This is a genomic window from uncultured Thermosynechococcus sp. (genome assembly GCF_938074695.1).
In the GTDB taxonomy this organism is placed as follows: Bacteria; Cyanobacteriota; Cyanobacteriia; order Thermosynechococcales; family Thermosynechococcaceae; genus Thermosynechococcus.
The window spans coordinates 1-23,782 of sequence record NZ_CALJEM010000037.1 but is presented as its reverse complement, the minus strand read 5'-3'; the positions used below and the strand labels follow the sequence as shown (position 1 = coordinate 23,782).

The window sequence follows — 23,782 nt, the reverse complement described above, 5'->3', positions numbered from 1 at the left end:
TGGCTTTACAACGGTGGACCTTACCAGTTGGTAGTGTTCCACTTCCTGATTGGAGTATTCTGCTACATGGGACGGGACTGGGAACTGAGCTACCGTCTGGGGATGCGTCCTTGGATTCCTGTGGCCTTCTCTGCCCCTGTGGCAGCAGCAACAGCAGTGTTGTTGATCTATCCCATTGGCCAAGGTAGCTTCTCTGATGGCTTGATGCTGGGCATTTCCGGCACCTTCAACTTCATGATTGTGTTCCAAGCGGAGCACAACATCCTCATGCACCCCTTCCACATGCTCGGTGTGATTGGTGTCTTTGGTGGTGCCCTGTTTGCTGCTATGCACGGCTCTCTGGTGACCTCCAGCTTGATCCGTGAAACCACCGAAACCGAATCTACCAACTATGGCTACAAGTTCGGTCAAGAGGAAGAGACCTACAACATTGTGGCGGCTCACGGTTACTTTGGTCGCTTGATCTTCCAATACGCCAGCTTCAACAACAGCCGCTCGCTGCACTTCTTCCTCGCCGCTTGGCCCGTGGTGGGCGTCTGGTTTGCTGCCCTTGGCATTAGCACCATGGCCTTTAACCTGAATGGCTTCAACTTCAACCATTCGGTCATTGACGCCAAAGGCAACGTGATCAACACTTGGGCTGACATCATCAACCGTGCCAACTTGGGGATGGAAGTGATGCACGAGCGGAATGCCCACAACTTCCCCCTCGACTTGGCCGGTGGCGAGTCGGCGCCGGTAGCCATGATTGCTCCGAGCATCAACGGCTAAGCAACGCTCATTTGCTGAACTTTTACGCAGCCGCTCCTGCCCTCAGGGGCGGTTTTTGTTGCATTACTGGGAGGGCAATTGATACTGATCCACAATTTTTTTGGCAAAGGGGGGCACGTGCGTCGCTAGTTTTTGGGGGTAGTGGCGCCGCACATAGAGATAGTTGCGGGTAAAGTGGGAGTCAATGGAAAAGCGAGCATATTCAAGCCCTTTGGGGCCAATGCGCTCAATCACTAGGCCCACGAGTTTGGCCGCCCACATGGGGAGCGTAACACCTTTATCGTAGGCAGGAATACTTTGTTGCACGGCAGCGTGGCGATCGCCCCCACTGGTCACGGGCTGGATTTCCAATTGATCCCAAACCAAATCCAGCATTTCTTGGCCTAGGTCATTGCGCACCACCAGCCACTGCCAACCAAAGGGAGCACCCATGTAGCCTACCACCAAATCGGCAAGGCCATTCACGTAGTCAAAGCAACTCATGCAGGAGGGGGCAAAAATGTCCTTCAGTTGATTGGTTTTCAAGCCAAAAAAGGGCACCGTTTCGGTGGAGCCGTCGCTGTGCTTGAAATGCACCCGAAAGTCCTGCATGAACTCGTAGTGAATGACGGTTTCAGGGGAGCGGCTCGTGGTTTCAAGAAATTTTTGCAGACCGGCACGGGTGACATTGTCCACACAGGGCGTGCCTAGGACGTAGAGCTTCTCAAGACCCAGTTTGTCTTGGATGGCTCGCAGGGCTTGAATTTGACAGCCCACGCCAATCACTAAAAGCCGTTTGAGGCCGCATTGCTCCACCTGCTCCAGCACAGAAAGATTGGGCGAGAGGGTGGGTTTATTCACACGCGCAGCGAGAATCTCCTCACGACTGCGGGCAATCACGGGCTTGGGGGTAAAGCGATCGCGCTCACTATTTTGAACACAGACAACGCCCTCCACTCGTCCCGATTCCAACAGGGCAATGGCAATACTGCTGACAATCCCCGTCCACTGCGCCCCCGCAATGGGTTCGGTTTTACGAGCAGCCAGCATCTGTTGATGCACGCCAAAGTAGCACTCGTCCCAATTCTCAAGATCGCGGGCCCGGCCATGACTTTGCTGCTCGAGGCGCTCAAACTGCTGATTGAGGAAGGCACAGGCGTCCTTGACGTAGTGGATATAGTAGGTGTCGCAGAGGCCACACTCACTGCACAGCGCCTTGGCGGGGCGGAGGCTACCGGGCTTGAGGGCACGGGCTTTGTGATGGGCAGCAGTCATGGGCGCTTACTTCAGCAGTGAACGGGCGCGATCGCAAATCGCTTCGGGAGTGAGGCTATTGTAGGCCATGAGTTCAGCGGGACTAGCTGTGGTTTCTCCCCGTTGCCACGCCAAGACATCGCGGGGGCAGGTGGCGCGCAGCAGGATCGGCTCGAAGAGTGCAGCCGCTCCCCCTGTAACTCCCAAGAGGGCATCGCCGCCAAAGAGCCGCTGGAACGTGGCCTCATCGGCAAAGCCACCGTCGGGTTCAGCACAGGTTTGCCAAGCAACATCTGTGGGGCGGTACAGCCGCCGCGGGTTGATCACCGAGACAATGCGTACCCGATAGCCCAGTTCCTCCAACTGGGGCAGAGCACTATAGACGGGTTGCAAAATCATGTCCCCAACTACTGCCAGTACCACTGTGGCTTTACCAGTAGCAGACTCGTAGAGGGTCACCGCCCCCTCCTCAAGGGCTTGTTCTGTTTGGGCAAAGGTGGTGCGCACGGGCAGCGGTGTTTTACTGGCAAAGATGGCAATTCCCTTGTTTTGAGCCGTCAGTGCCCAACGGTAGCAGACTTGAATGCTGTTGGCATCGGGGGGAAAGAGAGCAAAAACATTGCCATTGCGCAATAGGGCAGCGTAGTAGGCTTCAATTTCTGGGCGTTGATGCGTCCAACCATTGCGTCCCTGCTCTAGGGCACCAGCAGTAAAGAGGGTAACTGTGCTGGGGGTTGGTCGCCGCAGTTCGGCCATGGCTTGGGTGACCGTTTGCCAAATGGGAAGACCATTGATGGCAAAGGATTCGTAGGAGCACCAAAGACTGCGGCTGCCCATCAAGCATAGCCCAGCCGCTAGACCCGCACAGGCATCCTCGCTGAGGGGTTCATAAACTTGACCATTGGGCAGTTGGTTGTAAAGGGGATCCGGCGTCGGGTGAATGATCTTTAGGGCTTGGTTAATGTTGCCAATTCCAGAGGCTTCGTTGCCATCGGCATTCGTGATGAGATAGCGGCGATCGCGCTGCCCCACCACTGCAACCAGCCGCCCCATCGCCGTTGTCGCAACCTTGTTTTCCCCCAACCCATAGGCTTCCAGGGGAATTTCCCCCAAGGGGGGCAAGTCTAAAATTTTCTCAGTGACCACCACATCTGCCGCCGGCCCGCCAGCCGCAGCAACACAGTTTTGGCGTACCAATTCCCAGGCGGCAGGGGCAAGAGCGCGGGCTTTGAGGGCATTGACAATCTCCGGGTTATCGAGGGTGTGCTGCGCATAGAGGTTGTGGGATTTTGCCCCCTTGGCGTGAACACCGGCACCCTTGAGCTGCTTTAGGATAAAGACTGTGAGCTTGCCAGCAAGGGCCGATCGCGCTGCTTCTTGAACCCCTTTGAGCACCGCCTGCATAAAGGCCAAGCGCTGACCAAAGGAAAACTGGGTGCTGTCCACGTAGTCCCCTTCTTGGCCACTATCGTCAAAGTCCTTGGCATCCACCAGCACCACCTCTTGGAAGCCATTGCCGTGCCAATAGGCCATCATGGCCTCATTGCTTTTGGTGGAAATCATGCTGTGGTGCTCTTGACTAAAGCCATTCCACACCAGAACGGGCAGGAAGTTGGTGACCTCGGGAAAAGCGGTGTGGAAGTGCAGCATACTGCTCATGACGTAGGGTTCGCCCAGACCGCCATCCCCCAACGTGAAGGGGAAGAGGAGCTGACGGTGCAGCCAAGCTGCGGCCATGGCAAAATGTTGCCCCTGTCCAAGGGGGCCAGCGGGGGCAAGCACGCCGGGGATGTAGCCAGAGAGGTGACCCAGTAGGCCATGTTTTTCACGGAAGCGATCGCGCAGGTCTTGAACTGTATAAATACCCATTTTCTCTAGGGAACGATCCAAGAAGAGGGCGGCGTAGAAACCGGGGGCATGGTGCCCCACCTCCGTGATGATATTCTTGTGCCCGAGCATCACCAGCGCTGCATAGGCTTCCGCTTGGCTGGCAAAGCCGCCGGGGTGACCTGAGGCCTTACTGCCGGTCATCTGTAAAACTAGATAGCGGAGGGCATCGGCGTAAAGGAGGGTTTGATAGGCGGCTTCGGGGGCATCTAAGTCTGTGAGGGCGCTCTGTTGGGCATTTAGGAGGGGGGGTTGACCATAGCGCTCCCAGTCCGGCCAATCGTTGCCAAAATACTGGATTCCTTCACAGAAACTGGGCACCGAAGTTACCGCTGTCATAGACCCTGACCCAACTGTTGATTGCACGCTTAGTCTCCTATCTTACAGGGGCGGGGGAGCGCTCTTACGGCTGCTAGGGTGGCAAATCTCCCTGAAATGCAGACAGGACAGCAACTTTGGCCATAGATTGATTTTTCTTGGGGAACAGGATTAACCATGGTGTTGGTGATTGCGGGCGATCGCAGTGGTGTGGGGAAAACCACGGTTGCCCTCACCTTGAATGCAGCATTAACCGCCCGCGGGCAGCGGGTACAAACGTTTAAGGTGGGTCCAGACTACATTGATCCGCTCTTTCATACCGCCCTCAGTGGTCGCCCCTGCCGCAATCTCGATGCCCTGCTAACAAGTGCTGACTATATCCGCACCTGTGTCGGCTACTACAGTCAGGGAATGGATGCGGTGCTGATTGAGGGGGTGATGGGGCTATTCGATGGACGGGGGGGCAGTTCTGAGGGGAGTACAGCCCATATTGCCCGACTCTTGAACGCCCCCATTCTGCTGGTCTTGGATGTGCAAAAACAGGCAGCGTCGGTGGCGGCTTTGGTCTATGGTTTTTGTCACTATGATCCCTCACTCCAGATTGTGGGCGTTGTCTTGAATCAAGTGGCCAGCGATCGCCATCGGCAAATCCTAGAGGCCGCCCTTGCCCCCTTGGGCGTGCCCATTCTCGGCGTTATCTATCGCGATCAGACCCTCGCACTTCCCAGTCGCCACCTCGGCTTGGTTCCACCTCACGAATCCCAAGAATTGCCGCGCCTAGGCGATCGCCTTGCCCATTTGGGACAAACCTGTTTTGACTGGGAGCGACTTACACCCCTCCTTGCCCCTGGGGTGACCTCCTCAATCCCTCCTTTTGCGGTTTCTCCTCTCCCGCCCGTCACCATTGGTATTGCCCAAGATGCCGCCTTCCACTTCTACTATGCTGACATGCTTGATCTGCTCCAAGCTCTGGGAGCAACGCTAGTGCCGGTCTCCCCCCTCCACGATCCCCACTTGCCCACAGGTCTGGACGGTCTGATCTTGGGGGGTGGCTTTCCGGAGGTGTTTGCCCCCGAACTGGCGGCAAATCACGGGTTTCTTGAATCCCTGCGGCAGGCCCTTCAAGGGGGCTTAGCCGTCTATGCCGAGTGTGGTGGCCTTATGTACCTTAGCCAAGGACTCCAAACCCCAGAGGGAGATGACTATTTCTTTGTGGGACATCTGCCCACGGTGGCTTACATGGGTCAAAAACTCACCTTGGGCTATCGCCAAGCCACGGCTTTGCAAACAACCGTATGTATGCAGGCGGGAGAAACGGTTCAAGGCCATGAATTTCACTATTCTTACTTGAGTGCGCCGCCAGCAATGCCCCTGTGGCAATTGAACGGTGAACCGGAGGGCTGGGGTAATCTTCGCCTCCATGCCAGTTATCTCCATCTCCATTGGGGCGGCCATCCGCAGTGGGCGATTCGCTTTCTCCAGCAGGCAGCAAAGGTTGGATAATGCCACCTACGGCGGCGTAGTTTTTCAAGGTGTCGTTGGGGAGGGACAATGCCGCAGCCATACCGTTACGGCCTATACCTTTGCCTGGGACTGCTAGTGACCCTCAGTGTAACTTTGGTTGCCTGGGCAACGGCTCCCTCCCAGAACTGGGAATATTGGCAGCGGGTGATTCAAGAACACCGGCAACACCAACAGGCAGTGGGTGAGCAGCGTCAGCAATTGGAACGCCTTGAGGCAGCGGCCAGCGATCGCCTTGAGAGCTTAGAAGCCAATGTGGACAAGACAACCCAGCAGTTAATGGCCGCCGGCGATCGCCTGCAGGCAGCAGCTACCCTGCTCAGGGAGCTTCAGGCTCGGCAGCAGACTCTTCGCCGCCGCTACGAAGCCAGTGTGGCCGTGATTCGCGATCGCCTGCGGTGGCTACAGCGCTACCGCGCAATTCCCCAATGGGCCTTGATCTTTGAGGCGGCAACCCTCAACGATTGGCTGACGCAACAGGGTCGCCTGCGCCAAGTGTATGCGCGCGATCGCCGGCATTTAGCTGCCCTAGTGCGCGATCGCCAGCAGCTTCAGCAGCAGGAGCGGCAGATTCAGAGGCAGCAGCACTTTATTCAAGCCCTGCGGCAACAACTGCAACAGCAACGGGCCATTTATGAGCGCGAAGCGGCTAACCAGCGGCAACTCATTGCTCGCCTCAGGAGCGATCGCCAAGCCCTTGCCGCCATAGAAGCCCAACTGACCCGTGATAGTGCCGCCATTCAGCAACTAATTCACCAGCGCCTCGGTTACGTCCCTAGGGGACTCCCACCTCTGCACCGCAGTGGCCGGCTTGCCTATCCTGTACAAGCACCAATAACCAGTCCCTTTGGCTGGCGGATTCACCCCATTCTGGGCACAGAGCGTTTCCACACTGGTGTGGACTTTGGCGCTGACTTTGGCACCCCCATTTATGCAGCCGCCGCGGGGCGGGTGATCTTTGCCGACTGGTCAGGGGGCTACGGCCAAACCGTCATTCTCGATCATGGCGGCGGCATGACGACCCTCTATGCCCATGCCCAGCGATTGCTTGTGCGAGAAGGCCAATTTGTGCAACAGGGGCAGCCCATTGCCGAGGTTGGCTCTACGGGTCTCTCAACAGGCCCCCACCTCCACTTTGAGGTGCGCTTGAACGGTGAACCCACTGATCCTTTGGCCTATCTCTAAGGGGTGGGTTGCCAAAAGACACCAATGGCATTGTTAACCCTAGTCGTTGTTACAGAATGGCGATCCACCAAGACCCCGCCCAGGTAGAGAGCCGTCGAACTACCGCCATCTAGATTCACCGCATTGATCAAGCCCAACTGGCGGACAATTTGTGCCCATTCGGCAAGGGTAGGTCCCATGCCGCCCACCCGATTGTGGGTCGTGACCCAGACAATGCTGCCATCGGGGCGATTGCCCATGGCACTGCGGGGCGCTGCCTGCGCATCCAACCCCCTACCAAATTGCTCCAGTGCTGCATTCAAGACCACGCGCCCCTGATCCACAAGCAGAGGCCCCGCACCGACAATGTTGGGGATGGTGTTAAAAACAGCGGGCACAGCAGTCGTTTCCAGTTCCACCTTAGCCCCCCCAGGAAAGCTGGCCAAGGCAGCAGAAAAGTTACGGACAACTAAAAGAAAGCCGTCGGGAGGAATAGGAACCGCTTGATTAACCTTGATGGCTTCCTGCCCCACCACTTGCTGATTGCGCACGCTAATGACCACTTCGCTAGCCGTTTTCCCTTGGTAACTTGCGCCCCAGCGGGGGGTATAGAGGGCAAGACCACCTTGGACATAGCCAGAATTGAACGTGACAATGGGGAATGTGCCCGCAGGTGTTCTTAGCCGCTGCTGCAAACTCAGACGGCCTACAGTAATTCGGCCGCGATCGTCCCAGCCAATGGCACCGCGATTGAGAATGGGGCCGGCAAGCCAGTTGCCCTCACTGCGAATTGCCCCCAGAGGCGCTTGGCGATCGCGATTAAAGAAGCCGGCATTGATTGCCGCAGCCGCTCCCCATGTTTGAGCTAGCTCAGGGAGAGTGGCCAGTCCTACTACGGTGGTTGGCTGAGGGGTCAAGGGGCGCAGACGCAACCCTGGCTGCTGGGGGTCAATGATCAGCAGATCCACAGGGAACTGGTGATTGCCGAGGGTAACGGTTTGTTGTTGCCAGCGCAGGCCCGGTGCCCATTGAATTGTACGGGGTGGAGGCGCATCACTGCGAAAATCAATCACCAGACGGGTGGGGTTTAGGAGCATTGAGGCCACCGGGCGAGCTGTGCCGGGAATTTGGGTTTCTAGGACGGTGCGGTTGGGGGTAGCGGTAACCTTGACATTGGGAATTGTCGCCAACTGGCCGCTGGCTTCAATGGTCAGGCTAAAATCCCGCGGGGTCAGACCACTGCGGCTAAATGTTAGCCGATTCACCTGCCAAGGGGTAGGGCGGTCTAATTCAAAGACCCAGCGATCGCCCCAAGGTTGTCGTCCCTGTCGCCAATGGAGAATGCGCGCTGGGGGAGTATTGATTTGGAGCGTATTGCCCTGGGGTTGCACCTGCCACTGGTATTGCTCAATCCACGGTGTAATGTCCAAGTAGCGATACATCCCATTGGCACTAAAGCGAACCGCCAAGGGACTCAATTGCGGTTGAAACCAAGCCACCGGCTGCTGAAAGGGATCTGTGGTATCCCCAAGGAGCACCCCCAAGCGGTGGGCAAGTCCCCCATCGCTAATGCCCGTGCGCAGTTGATTTTGGGAATCGCGCCACTGCTGCCACGCCACGGGGTAGTCGCGGCCATTTAAGTTCAGGCGATCGCCCTCTAGCACCTGCCCCAAAGCAATACTTGTGCTGGCGATCGCAACAACAATCCCGCCTCCCCAGGCCCGATAAACCAATCCTGCAGACACGCTCAATCCTCTACACCCATACTGAGACTGGTCAGTATAGATGCCTTTCTCCCCCTCAAGGTTGCCCCAGTAACCCGCCTCCGCTAGGTCTGATCGGAAGGGGAGGAAACTTCCTCTGGCGGCGGTGCCACTTGGGGCTGGAACTGGAAGAGGGAGTACACCACATTGCGGCGGATGGCCACCATCATGTCCAAGAACAGTTCATAGCCCTCCCGCTTGTACTCAATGAGGGGGTCTTCTTGGCCATAACCACGCAAGCCCACCGACTCCCGCAGGGCATCCATCTGTTGTAGGTGCTCCCGCCACAGCAGGTCAATTTGCTGCAGGATAAAGAACCGTTCCGCCTGCCGCATCAGGCCGGGTTGGATGCGCTCAATTTCCGCTTCTTTTTGCTCGTAGGCCGTGCGCACTTGCTCATGCAAAAAGGCCTGCATTTCCGGCACGCTCAGATGGGCCAGATGCTCAGGGCGCAGATCCGCAAGCAAATAGACAAATTCCTGTACCTTGGCCACCAGACCCTCCAAATCCCATTCCTCTGGGGGCAAGTCGGGATTGACGTAGGCGGCGATAATGTCGTCCATGGTTTTCTCGGCATACTCCAGCACCCGATCCTTAAGGTCTTCCCCTTCCAGCACCCGCCGCCGCTCCGCATAGATGGCTCGCCGCTGGTTATTCATCACTTCGTCGTACTCAAAGACCTGCTTGCGGATGTCGTAGTAGTAGGTTTCCACCTTACGCTGGGCATTTTCTAAGCTGCGGGTGAGGAGTTTGGATTCAATGGGCATGTCCTCATCAACGCGCAGAGCATTCATGATGCTAGCAATGCGATCGCCCCCGAAGATGCGCAATAGGTTATCCTCCAAACTCAGGAAAAAGCGCGTTGAACCGGGGTCGCCTTGGCGTCCTGCGCGGCCTCGCAACTGGTTATCAATCCGCCGCGATTCATGGCGTTCGGTACCGATCACGTGTAAACCACCGAGGGCTACCACTTCTTCGTGTTCTTTTTTGGTGACCACCTCATACTCTTCACGGATACGGTTAAAGGCATTCCGCAGAGCTTGAATCACGGGGTCTTGGGTGGGCGCTTTCTCCGAGGCGATCGCCAGCATATCCTCCGCCTGCAACTCAGGCAGACTGCGCTCGCCATAGGTCTTGACTGCTAACTCCACCGCCTGGCGCAGCAACTTTTCCGCCTCCTGACTAATTTCACAGGGAAAGAGTCCCGGCGAAGCCTTCCAGTTTTTCTGCGCCGCCTGACTAAAGCCTTGGCCACCGCCGCGATCCATTTTCAGCCCCAAGAGCATCATTGGGTCATCACTGGGGGGCATGACAATGCGAGGCATAAAGTATTCCCGCACCTTGAGGCGTGCCATGTAGTCGGCGTTGCCACCCAAAATAATGTCGGTACCGCGGCCTGCCATGTTCGTTGAGATGGTTACCGCCCCCTTGCGCCCTGCTTGGGCAATGATTTCCGCTTCCCGTTCCACATTTTCCGGCTTGGCATTGAGCAGGTTGTGGGGAATTCCCTGCTCCCGCAGCAGTTGTGACAATAGCTCGGACTTCTCCACACTGGTAGTCCCCACCAACACTGGCCGCCCTGTGGCGTGCACCTCGGCGCATTCAGCAGCTACCGCCAACCATTTACCCCGCTCTGTTTTATAAACCACATCGGGAAAATCTCGCCGTTGACTGGGGCGATTCGTGGGCACCACCGTCACTTCTAGCTTGTAGATTTTCTCGAATTCTGCCTCTTCGGTCTTGGCCGTCCCTGTCATCCCCGCCAACTTCGGATAGAGCAAAAAGAGATTTTGGTAGGTAATCGTGGCGAGGGTTTGGGACTCATTTTGAATTTCGAGGCCTTCTTTGGCTTCGATTGCCTGATGCAGGCCATCACTCCAGCGGCGACCCACCATGACCCGTCCCGTGAATTCATCCACAATCACCACTTCGCCATTGCGGACAATGTAGTTCACATCCCGCTGAAAGAGTTCTTTTGCCTTAATGGCATTGAAAATGTAGTGCGCCCAAGGGTCTTGGGGGTCATAGAGATCGCTGACACCTAGCAACTTCTCTGCCTCGATAAACCCCTCATCGGTCATCAGCACATTGCGGGCTTTTTCATCCACCTCGTAGTGCTCGTCTTTTTTTAGGAGACGGGCGACCTCCGCCGCCTTGAGATACTTCTCGGTGGGACGCTCCACTTGACCCGAAATAATCAGGGGCGTGCGGGCTTCATCAATCAGGACTGAATCCACCTCGTCAATAATGCAGTAGTTAAAGGGTCGCTGTACCACCTCAGCCATGGAGGTGGCCATATTGTCCCGCAGGTAGTCAAAGCCGATTTCGCTGTTGGTGGCATAGGTAATATCGCAGGCATAGCTTTTCTGCCGCTCTTGGGGTGCCATTTGCTGCTGAATCAGCCCGACTGTTAGACCCAAAAAGCGATGCACCTGCCCCATCCATTCCGCATCCCGCCGTGCCAGATAGTCGTTGACGGTAACAATGTGTACCCCTTTGCCCGTCAAGGCGTTGAGATAAGCCGGGAGCGTGGCCACCAGGGTTTTTCCTTCCCCCGTTTTCATTTCGGCAATCTGACCCTCGTGGAGAATCATGCCACCGATGAGCTGGACATCAAAGTGGCGCATCCCCAAGACCCGGCGTGAGGCTTCGCGCACCACGGCAAAGGCCTCTGGCAGCAGGTCATCGAGGGTCTCACCATTGTCGAGTCGCTGCCGAAACTCGGCCGTCTTTGCCTGTAGCTCACTATCGCTTAGCTGCTGAATTTGCTCCTCCAGCAGGTTGATCTCCACCACAAGGGGTTGATACTTTTTAATCTTGCGCTGATTGGGATCGCCAAATAGGGCTTTCAGCATGCGACGGGTACCACGGATACAGAGCTATACATTTTAATCGTATAGCAACTGCCAGTTCCTCGCTGCCTAGACCTACAGCCCTTTGCACAGAGATAGGACACGCTCGAAACCGTGAACGTTACTATGGCGGAGGATTGCATCCCTTTACCTATCCCATGGTTTTTAGAAAAGAGCTGTATTGGCCGATGTCCTCTTGGCAAACATCGCTGAGGTAGGTGAGGGCACGAAACCGCAGCATCATGACCTCTTCGTAAAAGGGATTGAGTTTACAGAGGGGGGGAATGGTGAGAACCGGACGACCAAATAGGAAGAAGGTGCGGGCAAAGGGGCATTGGGCGGGAATCAATCGGCAGATGCGGTGGGCGATCGCTGGCGTTGTAATCGGATAAGTCAGTAGCCACTGACGGATTTTGGTCGTTAAAGAACTGAGCAGGCGTTGGCCAAGGAGTTGATTCATGGAGCTGTCCTCACTATTAGGCATGCCCTCACGGTAAAGGATAACCTAAGCAAATAGCAATCCATTTTTGATATAAAAAATGTTTATCAATAATAAGCATTGCTAAACTTGCAACTTGTTCAAGGGAGAGATCTCCATTCCCTAGCTCCGCGGAGTGCTAGACTGTTGAGCAACTCAAACTCCGATGAAGTTTTATCTAGAAACTTTTCAATTGCTTGCATAAACTTATTTACTACTTTTGCCCACTCATCTTGGCCTTGCTTGAATTCATGAAGGAAGATTCTCAATGAGTCCACTGGTTGCTAACTACTACCTGACCTACCGCTGTAACGCCCGTTGCCACTTTTGCGACATTTGGGCATTGGAGCCGGGCAAAGAAGCTGATTTTAGCGCCATCCAAACCAATCTCCGCGATTTGAAACGTTTGGGGGTGAAATATGTGGACTTTACAGGGGGCGAACCACTGCTGCGTGCCGATGCTCCGGCCATCTACCGTGAAGCCAAGCGCCTCGGTTTCATGACCAGCATGACGACAAACACGATTCTCTATCCTCGTCGTGCTAGAGAAATTCAGGGCTTGGTGGATTTCTTGAATTTCTCCCTCGATGGGCCTGATGCCGCCACCCATGATCAGTCGCGGGGCGTGAAAATTTTTGACACGCTGGTGGAGTCCGTCAAAATTGCCCTTGAGCTGGGTGAGTATCCGGTGCTGAACCATACCGTCACCGCCCAAAATTACGAACGAATTGGTGAGGTGGCGGAGTTTGCCCAAAGTCTAGGGGTACGGGTTTGGTTGAACCCCGCTTTCACTGCCCATGAAAACTACAACAACAAGAAGAACCCCACCCCTGAAATTGCCGACAGCATTGAACAAAACGCGAAGAAGTATAACAATGTTGGTTACAATAAAGCAGCATTAGCCCTCATCCGCGCGGGGGGAAACAATCCCCGAAATCCCCGTTGCAAGGCGGTGGATGCCGTCATTGCCATCTCCCCCAATGATGAGTTGCTGCTACCGTGCTACCACTTTGCGCAGAAGAGAGTCCCCATCAATGGCCGCCTGTACGAACTGTACAAGTCCTCTGAGGTGGTGGAGGAGTATCGCCGCTCCCAAGGCCGACTCTCCGTCTGCGAAGGCTGCACAGTGTGGTGTTATCTCATTCCCAGCTTCTTTATGGGAGTGGATAAGTACTGGTTTCTCAATCAGGTGACCTATGCCGGAGAATTCCTGGCCCGAAAACAGTTTCTACAACGAAGCCGATCCCCTCGACGAACTGCTGTCGGAGTGGGTTGACGCCCCAGAAAGTCCTCCATTACAACCGCGTTCTGAGGGTCGCCGCCGCAAGGCTTTCCTAGCGCTATCTCTGATTTGGGGCAGTACAATCGCCCTTCACCTAATTGTGGGCGGCATTTGGCTCATTTATGTTTTAACGCTGTTGATGAGTGTGCAAACGCTGCGCTACTGGCGGGTTAGGCCACAAACTCTCCCCGCCGCAGAGACGGTGGAAAAGCTGCAGCCCATGGTGTCGTTGGTGGTGGCGGCAAAAGATGAAGAAGCGGTCATTGGTCGCCTTGTCAAGAATCTCTGCTGCTTGGATTATCCCTGCTATGAAGTGTGGATCATTGACGATAACAGTAGCGATCGCACTCCCAACATCTTGAAAGAACTTCAACAACAGTATCCCCAACTAAAGGTGCTGCGACGGCTGCCCGGGGCGGGGGGCGGCAAATCCGGTGCCCTCAATCAAGTCCTACCCCTGACACGGGGGGAGATCATCGGCGTCTTTGATGCCGATGCCACAGTACCCCAAGATTTATTGCAACAGGTGGTCAACCGCTTTCAAGTGGCCAGTGTCGGCGCTGTCCAAGTGCGTAAAGCCATCAGTAATGCCGACGTCAACGTGCTGACCCAAGGCCAAGCCGCAGAAATGATCCTCGATGCCTACTATCAACAGCAGCGGATTGCCTGTGGCGGCATGGGGGAACTGCGGGGCAATGGCCAATTTGTGCGGCGGCAAGCCCTAGAGCGCTGTGGCGGCTGGAATGAAGAAACCATCACCGATGATCTAGACCTTAGCCTAAAGCTGCATCTCCACGGTTGGGAGATTGATCTGCTCATGCATCCAGCGGTGCAGGAGGAGGGGGTAACCACATTGATGGCTCTGTGGCACCAACGCAATCGCTGGAGCGAGGGAGGCTACCAAAGTTATCTCGACTACTGGCAGCCCCTACTGCGCAATCGCTTAGGCTGGCAAAAAAGCTGGGATGTTTTCTGCTGGTTTTTGATTAAGTATGCTATTCCCACGGCAACCATTCCCGATTTGCTGATGGCTGTGCTGCGCCACCGCAGCCCCTTGCTTCTTCCCCTTACAACGCTGAGCTTTACAATTTCACTGGTGGGCATGTGGCGAGGCATTCCCCAGACGCAATCAGTGAGCATCTGGCAACTCTTTTGGCAAAGTTTACGGGGGACGCTCTATATGCTCCATTGGCTACCGGTGGTGAGTACGACCACGCTGCGCATGGCGTTACGGGCTAAGCGGCTCAAGTGGGTCAAAACCCTGCACTATGGCACCTAGATGCTGTTCTTGGGAGCCTCAAGTTGCGGTAGGCTAGGGGCGAGATCATTCCCAAAGGTTATCTATGGCACGCAGCAATTCTAATGTTTTTGCCCTGTTCGTTTCCTTAGTTTTTACATTGGGGCTGCTGGGGGTAGGTGGGGTGTTAGTGATGCGGTTACTGGGTCGTCAGAACCTCTTGCCCCAGTTTCTAAATAATATTGGCTCGCAGCCTTCGCCGCCAACATCCACTGCTAGTCCTGAGGTTGCTGCTGAGCCAGCAGCCAAAACATTTAACGAGGTCAAGGGAGTTCCCAACGGCATATTTGCCTATGGTGGTAGCACCACGTGGGCACCAATTCGAGGGGTGGTCGATCCCGTTTTCCTACGGGTTTGGCCGAATTTTCAGTTGCGCTATACGAACCCGCCAAGCGGCACCCCCGGTTCGGGAAGTGGTATCCGCATGTTGCTGAACGGTCAGTTGGCATTTGCCCAATCCTCGCGGCCTCTAAATTCCCAAGAGCGACAGGAAGCAGCGGCTAAAGGACTAAAGTTGGTGGAAATTCCGGTAGCCATTGACGGACTGGCGATCGCGGTTCACCCCCGCCTCAACATCCCCGGATTGACGGTGCAGCAGGTGGTGGACATCTTTACCGGCAAGCTGACCAATTGGAGCCAACTGGGAGGTCCGAATCTGGCGATTGCGGCATTTTCCCGTCGCCCTGAGGACGGCGGCACCGTGGAGTATTTTATCCAGGAAGTCCTAGGCGGCCAGCCCTTAGGTGCCAATGTCACTCTTGTGCGCGATACCACCGATGGCCTACGGCGTGTGTCCACTACCTTGGGAGGAATCTACTATGGATCGGCGCCGGAAATTGTTGGTCAGTGTACAATTCGCCCTTTACCTTTGGGGCGGCAGCCCAATCAGTACATCCCCCCTTATCGCGAACCCTATGTTGATCCCAGCCAATGCCCAGGGCAGCGCAATGTTCTCAACCACAGAGCATTTCAAGATGGGACGTACCCCATTACCCGCCGTCTCTTTGTGATTGCCAAGGACGATAACACGCTGGATGCCCAAGCCGGCCGAGCCTATGCCAATTTATTGCTGAGCGATCAAGGCCAATTACTGATTGAACAGGCGGGCTACGTTCGCCTCCGTTTGGGGGGGTAATGTTTGACAAGCCCCTCAATCGAACCTATGAACGGATCATGGTGGCGATCGCCAGCCTCAATTTCCTCTTGGTGCTTTTTGACCTTACCTATGTTCCCCTGCGGGATTTTTGGCTGTTGGGTAAGGTGCGTATTCCCCTAATTCAGCGGATCATCTATTTGCCTCAACCCTTACCCATTACTTCCCTCTACGATCCCATCAAGGGTATTGAACCCCACCGCACCACCCAAGCCTACATTGCAACCGTCGCCAAGCTACGGCAAACGATCGCTGAGCAAGGTGTGGACGCCCCAGCCACTCAAGAGCTGTTGGCTCAGTTGCGCCAGCAAAGCACAACGATGGTGGACACTGACCCCTTTGCCTTGGCCAATAAGACGGGCACCCTCGAACAAATTAAGAACCTAATGCGGCAGAAGGTTTTTGGCCGTCGCGATGCCTCCGCAAAACAGTCCTTTGCGCGCTTTTGGAGTGCGGAGTATATCAATGCAAAGGACTGGCAGGCGAACCTCACATGGTTTGAGGGACAAGTTCTCCCCCTGCTGGCGACCAACTACTGGCGTGCCTATGGGGAGGATGGTGACTTTATCAACCGCTTTGGTACCCTCGATGTTCCCTTTAATCTCCTCTTTTTTGTGGAGTTCTTGGGGCGGACGTTCTGGCTGAGTCGGCAATATCGCGGTGTGCGTTGGCGAGATGCCATGGTCTGGCGTTGGTACGATGTCTTACTCTTTTTCCCGTTTTGGTGGTTGGCACCGACCTGGGCATGGCTGCGGCTGATCCCGGTCACGATTCGCCTTGATCAAGCGGATATTATTTGTTTGGATAGCCTTGAACGGCAGGCTTCTCAAGGCTTAGTAGCAGCGATCGCCACCGATGTTTCGGAAGTGGTGGTCCTGCAAGTCCTCAGCCAACTGCAAAAAGCAATTCGTCGCGGCCAATTCAGCCGCTGGTTCCCCCGAGACGGTCAGCATCTCAACAACATAGACGAACTAGGGGAGTTGGCGGCCTTGGTTGGGCAAGTGGTGATTTACCGTGTGCTCCCCCAACTGCGACCGGAAGTGGAAACCTTGGTAGCCTACAGTTTGGATCAACTACTGCGGCAAGCATCCCCCTATCGGCGCTTACTAGAAATGCCGCCCCTTGAGGCTTTATCCATCCACTGGCGCCAATCCCTTGCCAAGCAGATGAGCGATCGCCTCTTTCTACTGTTGGAGCAAGCCAGCAAAAACCAAGGTAATTCCCACCGTGAAGGAGTATTACTGGTGAGTCAACTGGCCCAAAAATTTGGCCAAACCCTCAGCGCTGAACTCCAAGAGGAAGAGATCGGCAAGGTAATTCAAGACCTGCTGGTGGTGTGGCTGGAGGAAGTCAAAATTAATTTTGTGCGCCAGACCCACATTGAAGGCATTGAAACAGTTTTAGATGAAACCCGTGCTCTCCAAGAACGTTTAGAACAGGAACAGCTAAAGCTAAGACGCTAGTTATTCCAAGGGTTGGAGTAACCACAGGGCAGTGTAGGTGACGTCACTGGGGGTCGGTTGAATGAGCAGAAAGTGCAGACCTTGGCTAGAGCGCAGGCGATCGCGAAACAGTTCTCCTGCTTTGGCCATTTCGGCATTCTCAAAGGTCAAAAAAACCCAGCGATCGCGCAAGCCACTGTGCAACACTACCCCACAGGGCTGCCCCGGCACAAACTCCAAGCGATAGGGCACCTGCTCTTGAAGCCAACGGGCAAGCTTGAGGGACTTGCGACCGCCGTAGAGAACAATCCCTGGAATCAGGGCCTCTGAGGTCAGCCCCAGAGCTTCTGGCAACATGGCCATGTCAAAGGCAAGAATCCGCAGCGGATATTGCATTAATTGTTCCAAGTCGGGGGGGGTAATTGCTGCAAATTGCCAGGACTCTCCCCAAATATCCTCGGGCAGCGGCAGTGGGGGGGGCTGCTCAATTGCCAAGGGATCATAGGCTTCCCCCGTATAGGTTTTCAGGCTTGGATACTCCTGAGCGCGCCGACGCAGGTAGTGCTTGAGGGCAGGAGTGCGGCGCGTGGCTTCAAGGGGAATCTGCAGTTCTTGGCAGGCCAGTTCCACTAAGCCTAAACTCTGGGGGCGAAAAACTTGGATTCGCTCCGGTAAAGGCTGACCACAACCTTTGAACTCTGTCACCAGCCATGTACTGCTCACCAGTGGCTCCGGACAAAAAGTCGTATAGTAAAAATCGTCTTCGGGGTTGCAAATCACCAGTTCCCACAGATCAAGACCGCTGGGGGTACGCAATGGCCGACGGTAAAGATCAACTTGCCAGCAAGACATTGATGGATACAAAAGGGCTGTATCTCGCTATTGTCCCTTATTTTTCTAGTTTGCTACCAAAATCCGTCGCAGTGCTCCGCCCATAGCCGCAGGCTTGGGGGGTGGTGAAGCGGCGGGGCGCCGGTACTTTGTGCAGGTGACTAAGTGACATTAGAAGCGACTAAAGGTTATAATATTCGAGAAGCGCTGTCGGGCGGACAGTGCTGAAAATGCCCCTGGAGAGGTTCTGGCGGGGGTGTCCTTTGGGGCATCTAGCCAAGACTCTGTGAACGGGGAATCTCCTGCTATACGCGTTGGCGTGAGCCTGCCGTTAGGCATAGCGTTAGCGGGATGAGCGTCAATGCAGTTTTCCCTTGGATTGTTTCTATCCCTAGGCCACAACTTTGCCCCGGAACACCAAGTAATTGTAGAGATTGTAGGCCAGCATAATCGGGATCAAGAAGGCCACAAAAATCAGCATAAAGACTTGGGCACTGGGCGAGGCTGAGGCTTCATAAATGGTGACACTGGGGGGAATGATATTGGGGAAAATCACAAAACCTAAGCCGATAAAGGACAAGAGAAACAGTAAAAATGTCCACACCAAGGGCATGACCTCCTGTCGTTTTTGTAAACTGCGCAGCAACAGGAAAACAAGCAACACCCCCAGAAGCGGAATGGCGGCAAAAATGTAAAACAGAGGTGGCTGAAACAGTTGGGCACGCAGATGCTCATGGAAAAGAGGGGCACTAATGGTGATCAACACAGCCCCGATGAACGTTGTCCAAGCAGCAATCGTGGCAGTGCGATAGTGGGTTTGCTGCAATTCACCCGTGGTTTTGTAAATCAGATAAGTTGAGCCAATGAGCACATACCCCTGAATCAGGGTTAGCGCCACCAACACTGAGTGCCAGGTCAACCAATCCCACATGCCGCCGGCAAAGTGACCTGCCGCATCCACCTTAATGCCCTCAAAGACAGTGCCCACCGCAAAGCCTTGTCCCAAGGCCGCCAAGAAGCTGCCAATGCCAAAAGCAAGGTTCCACACCCGCTTATTATTGGCATTCTCACGAAACTCAAAGGACACCGCCCGCAGAATCAGTCCCACTACCATAATCACGGCGGGGAGGTAAAGGGCATTGAGAATGGTGGCATAGGCCAAGGGAAAGGCGCCAAACAGCGATCCGCCCATCAATACCAGCCACGTCTCATTGGCATCCCAAACATTGCCTAGGCTGGTCATGAGGATATTGCGGCGACGTTCATCGCTACTGGTGAGGGAGAGAATACCAATGCCCAGGTCAAACCCATCGAGGAGAATGTACAAAAACAGGAACAGACCAAGGATAAAAAACCAGACCTGAGGTAGAAAGTGCTCTAAAGGCGCAAGGGGATTCGGTTCCATGGCGACTTCCTTATTGCTGAGTCTCTAGGGGACGGCGATCGGGTTGGTGTTCTGCCAGTTTGATGCGAATTTCCAGTTGTTCGGCATTCTGCAGGCCAGGGACGGGCAGGGCAACATTGGGGCCTTTTTGGATAATGCGGCTGCCAAAGAAGAGGGCAGCAAAGAAGAAAATTGTGTAGAGGGCAACAAGGCCACTCAGGGAAAACAGCACCACTTGGGGTGGCAAATGGGAAGCCGCTTCCGCTGTCCGCAACTGGCCATAGACAATCCAGGGTTGACGCCCCACACAGCGGACAATCCAGCCTGCTTCGATTGCCAGGTACCCCAAGGGTCCCGCAAAAATCCAGCCCCACCAGAGCCATTTGTAGTGGCGGAGGCGATCGCCCTCCAGACCCGTGCGCCACCAGACAAAGATAGTCGCGATCGCCAGAGCGGCAAGGTAAAGACCAATGGCCACCATCAGGCGAAACGAATAGTAAATTAGGCCAACCAGATGCGGGCGATCGCCGGGTGCCCACTCCTTCAAGCCAAGAATTGGCGTCTCCAGTTTAGGCTTCAGTTCCAGTAGGTAGCTCAGGAGGCCGGGAATTTTCACCTCAAAGGTGTTTGCCTGTGCGGCCTCATTGGGGAGGGCAATTAAACTCCAATCCGCAGGGGTACCCGCCGGCACTGTGTCCCACAGGGCTTCCATGGCGGCTAATTTGGCGGGTTGGTAGTGATAGACCTGCTCAGCACTCAGGTGGCCGACAAAAACTTGCAGGGGGGCAATCACCAAGGCCATCACCAACACGATCTTGAGGGATTTGGTAAAGAAATTAGGCAGCCGGTTTTGTAGCAAATACCAAGCACTGATGCCGCCAATGACAAAGAGCGAAGTTTCAAGCGTGGCAAAGAACATGTGGGCAAAGCTCTTGACCATGAAGGGGTTGGCGATCGCTTGGAAGTAGTCCTGAACGCGGAATTTACCCTCGACGAACACCCCCCCAGCAGGGGTCTGGAGCCATGAGTTGGCCGTGAGAATCCAGAAGGTGGAGAGGTTAGCACCAAAAGCAACACAGATGGTCGAAATCCAGTGCATCACGGGGGGCACCCGTTGCCAGCCAAAGATCATAATGCCTAGGAAACTGGCTTCCAGCATGAAGGCCATGGTGCCCTCAAAGCCCAAAACGGTACCGAAGAAATCTCCCACCGCTTCCGAGAAGGGTGCCCAGTTTAGCCCAAACTGAAAGGCCATGGGCAGTCCCGAGGCCACGCCAATCCCGAAGTTGAGGATGTATAGCTTTGACCAAAAGCGCGCATGGTGATAGTAAGCAAGGTTTTTGGTTTTCAGCCACAGGCCCTCAATGACCACAAGGTAAATACTCATGCCTGTCGTTAACACCGGCCAGAGCATGTGAAACATCGCCGTGAGGGCAAACTGCCAGCGGGAGAGAACAACGGTGTCGAGGCTATCCAGTGTCATAAGACCACCTAGGGGTTGACCTGCCTTACTTTTAGCAACCTCCTTTCAGCTTCGACAAGGAAAATGGGGAACCGTTGGCGAAATTTCAGCTTTGCTTAAGACTCTGGAGCCGTGATGGGGGTTGAGCAGCTACACACTAGATGGCGATCGCCATAGGCATTGTCAATGCGGGCAACGGCCGGCCAGAATTTATACTCCCGCAGCCAGGGGGCGGGGTAGGCGGCCACCTCCCGCGAGTAGGGATAGGGCCAAGGGTCTTGAGCCAGCATCAGGGCTGGATGGGGGGCATTTTTCAGGGGGTTTTGCTGGGGATCGCTCACCCCCGCCTCAATCTCCGCAATTTCCCGACGGATGGCAATCATGGCGTCACAAAAGCGATCTAGTTCCGCCTTGGTTTCACTTTCGGTGGGTTCAATCATCATGGTTCCCGGTACGGGCCAAGAGACGGTGGGAGCATGGAAACCGTAGTCCATGAGTCGTTTAGCCACATCTTCCACCTCGATCCCCGCCGACTTCTTCAGAGGACGCAAATCGAGAATGCACTCATGGGCAACGAGACCATGGGCACCTTTGTAAAGAACGGGATAGTAGGGTTCAAGGCGCTTGGCAACGTAGTTGGCATTGAGAATGGCGATCGCGGTGGCGCGCGTTAGCCCTGTCCCTCCCATCAGGGTGATGTACATCCAAGAAATCGGCAAAATACTGGCACTGCCCCAAGGGGCGGCAGTCACTGGGCCAATTTCTGCCCCTTGAGGAATTAGGCGGGTTGTGGGCAAAAAGGGCGCCAAGTGGGCTTTCACTCCGATTGGGCCTACCCCTGGGCCACCACCCCCATGGGGAATGCAAAAGGTTTTGTGCAAATTCAAATGGCAGACATCGGCACCAAAGTCCCCTGGACGGCATAGCCCCACTTGGGCATTCATGTTGGCACCATCCATGTACACCTGACCACCGTAGCGATGGATAATCTCACAAATTTGGCGAATTTCCGTTTCAAACACCCCATGGGTGGAAGGATAGGTGATCATCAACGCCCCTAGGCGATCGCTATAGGTTTCCGCCTTGGCCGCTAAATCTGCCACATCAATATTGCCTTGGGCATCACAATTGACTGCCACCACTTGCATGCCGGCCATCACCGCACTGGCCGGATTGGTGCCATGGGCCGAGGTGGGAATTAAACAGACATTGCGCTGGGGTTCGCCGCGGCTGTGGTGGTACTGGCGAATCACCAAGAGTCCCGCATATTCCCCTTGGGAGCCAGCATTGGGCTGTAGAGAAATGGCCTCAAAGCCCGTGATTTCCGCCAGCATGGCCTCTAGCTCTTGAAACAGTTGCCGATAGCCTTGGGCTTGCTCTGGCGGCACGAAAGGATGCAGTTGATTGAATTCTGGCCAACTGATGGGCAGCATTTCCGCCGCCGCATTCAGCTTCATCGTGCAGGAACCCAGGGGGATCATTGAGGTGGTAAGGGAGAGATCTTTGGCCTGAAGGCGGTGCATGTAGCGCAGCAGGGCGTGTTCACTGTGGTATTCCTGAAAGACCGGGTGCTGCAGGTAAACCGATTGGCGTTTTAGGGTTGGCGGCAGGCGATCGCCCCCTGATCCGGCCACTGGCGGTGCCCCAAAGAGTTTCAAGAGATCCACAACATCTTGCTCGGTGGTGGTCTCATCCAGGCTAATGCCCACACTGCCATCGTCAAAGTAGCGCAGGTTAATTTGCGCCGCCGCTGCCCGCTCCCTGAGCACCTGTACTGGCAGGTTCCCCAAGCCAATGCGCAGGGTGTCAAAAAATTCCGAATGGTAGAGCTGATAGCCTGCTGCTTCTAAGCTCGCCCCCAGGGTCACTGCCCGTTGATGGATGCGCTCAGCAATTTGCCGCAGCCCCTCTGGGCCATGATAGACGGCGTACATACTGGCAACAACTGCTAAAAGGACTTGGGCAGTGCAGATGTTACTGGTCGCCTTTTCGCGACGAATGTGCTGTTCTCGCGTTTGCAGGGCAAGGCGCAAGGCTTTTTGCCCAAGGGCGTCATGGGAAACTCCCACCAGTCGTCCGGGTAGCTGGCGTTTGAACTCCTCACGGGTGGCAAAGAAGGCGGCATGGGGACCCCCGTAGCCCAAGGGCACGCCAAACCGCTGAGAACTGCCCACGGCAATGTCGGCTCCCAATTCACCCGGCGGTGTCAACAGGGTTAGGGCAAGGAGGTCGGTGGCCACGGTCACCAACAGTCCCTGCTCATGGGCAGCGGCAATTAAAGCTTGGGGCGATCGCACCGCCCCATCGCTAGCGGGATATTGCAGGAGCAGACCAAAAGCATTCTCCCAAGGCAATTCCTCCCCAAGGGGATCGACGGGCACAAGCTCAATTCCCAGCGGCAGTGCCCGCGTCCGCAAAACAGCGAGGGTTTGGGGATGGCAATCCTGCGCCACCAAAAAGCGCTTGGCTCCCTTTTGACGGCAGGCATTTAGGCTCAGCGTCATGGCTTCAGCGGCAGCCGTTGCTTCATCAAGGAGGGAGGCATTGGCAATGGGTAACGCGGTGAGATCGCTCACCAGGGTTTGAAAGTTGAGGAGCGCCTCTAGGCGTCCTTGGGCAATTTCTGCTTGGTAAGGAGTATAGGCAGTGTACCAGCCGGGATTTTCCAAAATATTGCGCTGAATTACCGCAGGAGTAATGCAGTTGTAGTAGCCCATGCCAATGTAGCTGCGCCAAACTTGGTTTTTTTCGGCAATGGTGCGCAACTTTTGCAGTGCCGCTACTTCTCCTAGGCCCTCCCCTAGGGCCAAGGGACGCTGTAGGCGAATCCCAAGGGGAATGACGGCATTGATCAGTTCCTCAAGGCTGCCATACCCCAACAGGCTCAACATTTCGGGTAAATCGGCAGGCGTAATCCCAATGTGCCGCGCCACAAATTCTGCCT

The 23,782-nt window shown here is 55.3% G+C and carries 16 protein-coding genes; 7 read left to right on the top strand and 9 right to left on the bottom strand.

All coding sequences use genetic code 11. The features are described from left to right. The coding region (locus Q0683_RS06090) for a photosystem II q(b) protein (protein WP_298976806.1) at positions 1-771 on the top strand (771 nt) is incomplete at its 5' end. Positions 772-834: 63 nt separating this feature from the next. Here the strand turns inward: Q0683_RS06090 and Q0683_RS06085 are convergent. Together Q0683_RS06085 and Q0683_RS06080 are read right to left on the bottom strand one after the other, a co-directional pair. Next, complete coding sequence (locus tag Q0683_RS06085) at positions 835-2,025, bottom strand: Coenzyme F420 hydrogenase/dehydrogenase, beta subunit C-terminal domain (RefSeq protein ID WP_298976804.1); 1,191 nt, start codon at positions 2,023-2,025, stop codon at positions 835-837. Positions 2,026-2,031: 6 nt separating this feature from the next. Then, positions 2,032-4,230 (bottom strand): phosphoketolase, encoded by a 2,199-nt coding sequence (locus tag Q0683_RS06080; RefSeq protein WP_298614400.1) that lies wholly within the window; start codon positions 4,228-4,230, stop codon positions 2,032-2,034. Positions 4,231-4,386: 156 nt separating this feature from the next. Between Q0683_RS06080 and Q0683_RS06075 the strand changes: the two genes are divergently transcribed. Both Q0683_RS06075 and Q0683_RS06070 read left to right on the top strand, forming a co-directional pair. Then, positions 4,387-5,712, top strand: a complete 1,326-nt coding sequence (locus Q0683_RS06075; protein ID WP_298614398.1) for a cobyrinate a,c-diamide synthase — start codon at positions 4,387-4,389, stop codon at positions 5,710-5,712. A gap of 48 nt (positions 5,713-5,760) precedes the next feature. Next, the gene (locus Q0683_RS06070; RefSeq protein WP_298614396.1) at positions 5,761-6,915 is read left to right on the top strand and encodes a M23 family metallopeptidase; all 1,155 of its coding nucleotides are present in this window, start codon (positions 5,761-5,763) and stop codon (positions 6,913-6,915) included. On the opposite strand, the gene Q0683_RS06065 is transcribed toward Q0683_RS06070, so the two are convergent. The 3 genes from Q0683_RS06065 to Q0683_RS06055 all read right to left on the bottom strand — a co-directional run bounded on the left by Q0683_RS06065 (position 6,912) and on the right by Q0683_RS06055 (position 11,969). Continuing rightward, positions 6,912-8,639 (bottom strand): phosphodiester glycosidase family protein, encoded by a 1,728-nt coding sequence (locus tag Q0683_RS06065; RefSeq protein WP_298976801.1) that lies wholly within the window; start codon positions 8,637-8,639, stop codon positions 6,912-6,914. The genes Q0683_RS06070 and Q0683_RS06065 overlap by 4 nt on opposite strands. A gap of 83 nt (positions 8,640-8,722) precedes the next feature. Beyond that, complete coding sequence (secA, locus tag Q0683_RS06060; RefSeq protein ID WP_298613860.1) at positions 8,723-11,512, bottom strand: preprotein translocase subunit SecA; 2,790 nt, start codon at positions 11,510-11,512, stop codon at positions 8,723-8,725. Positions 11,513-11,660: 148 nt separating this feature from the next. Then, complete coding sequence (locus Q0683_RS06055) at positions 11,661-11,969, bottom strand: Mo-dependent nitrogenase C-terminal domain-containing protein (protein WP_298613858.1); 309 nt, start codon at positions 11,967-11,969, stop codon at positions 11,661-11,663. A 286-nt stretch (positions 11,970-12,255) separates the two neighbouring features. Here Q0683_RS06055 and Q0683_RS06050 point away from each other — a divergent pair, with 286 nt between their 5' ends. The 4 genes from Q0683_RS06050 (at position 12,256) to Q0683_RS06035 (ending at position 17,182) form a co-directional block, all read left to right on the top strand. Next, the gene (locus tag Q0683_RS06050; RefSeq protein ID WP_298613856.1) at positions 12,256-13,263 is read left to right on the top strand and encodes a radical SAM protein; all 1,008 of its coding nucleotides are present in this window, start codon (positions 12,256-12,258) and stop codon (positions 13,261-13,263) included. Then, positions 13,184-14,548 carry a glycosyltransferase family 2 protein gene (locus Q0683_RS06045; RefSeq protein ID WP_298613854.1) on the top strand — a complete coding sequence of 455 codons (1,365 nt, stop codon included), beginning with the start codon at positions 13,184-13,186 and terminating at the stop codon, positions 14,546-14,548. The genes Q0683_RS06050 and Q0683_RS06045 overlap by 80 nt, the downstream gene beginning before the upstream one ends. A gap of 64 nt (positions 14,549-14,612) precedes the next feature. Continuing rightward, entirely contained in the window at positions 14,613-15,701 is a 1,089-nt protein-coding gene (locus Q0683_RS06040) for a PstS family phosphate ABC transporter substrate-binding protein (RefSeq protein WP_298613852.1), read from the top strand. Next, complete coding sequence (locus Q0683_RS06035) at positions 15,701-17,182, top strand: hypothetical protein (RefSeq protein WP_298976798.1); 1,482 nt, start codon at positions 15,701-15,703, stop codon at positions 17,180-17,182. The genes Q0683_RS06040 and Q0683_RS06035 overlap by 1 nt, the downstream gene beginning before the upstream one ends. Here Q0683_RS06035 and Q0683_RS06030 read toward each other — a convergent pair whose 3' ends face one another. The 4 genes from Q0683_RS06030 to gcvP form a co-directional block, all read right to left on the bottom strand. Further along, positions 17,183-18,013 (bottom strand): Tab2/Atab2 family RNA-binding protein, encoded by an 831-nt coding sequence (locus tag Q0683_RS06030; RefSeq protein ID WP_298976796.1) that lies wholly within the window; start codon positions 18,011-18,013, stop codon positions 17,183-17,185. A gap of 370 nt (positions 18,014-18,383) precedes the next feature. After that, positions 18,384-19,397: a cytochrome d ubiquinol oxidase subunit II gene (gene cydB / locus Q0683_RS06025; RefSeq protein ID WP_298976794.1), complete on the bottom strand. Its 1,014-nt coding sequence runs from the start codon at positions 19,395-19,397 to the stop codon at positions 18,384-18,386. Between the two features lie 10 nt (positions 19,398-19,407). Beyond that, positions 19,408-20,859 (bottom strand): cytochrome ubiquinol oxidase subunit I, encoded by a 1,452-nt coding sequence (locus Q0683_RS06020; RefSeq protein WP_298611753.1) that lies wholly within the window; start codon positions 20,857-20,859, stop codon positions 19,408-19,410. A gap of 95 nt (positions 20,860-20,954) precedes the next feature. Beyond that, the coding region (gcvP, locus tag Q0683_RS06015) for an aminomethyl-transferring glycine dehydrogenase (protein ID WP_366142730.1) at positions 20,955-23,782 on the bottom strand (2,828 nt) is incomplete at its 5' end.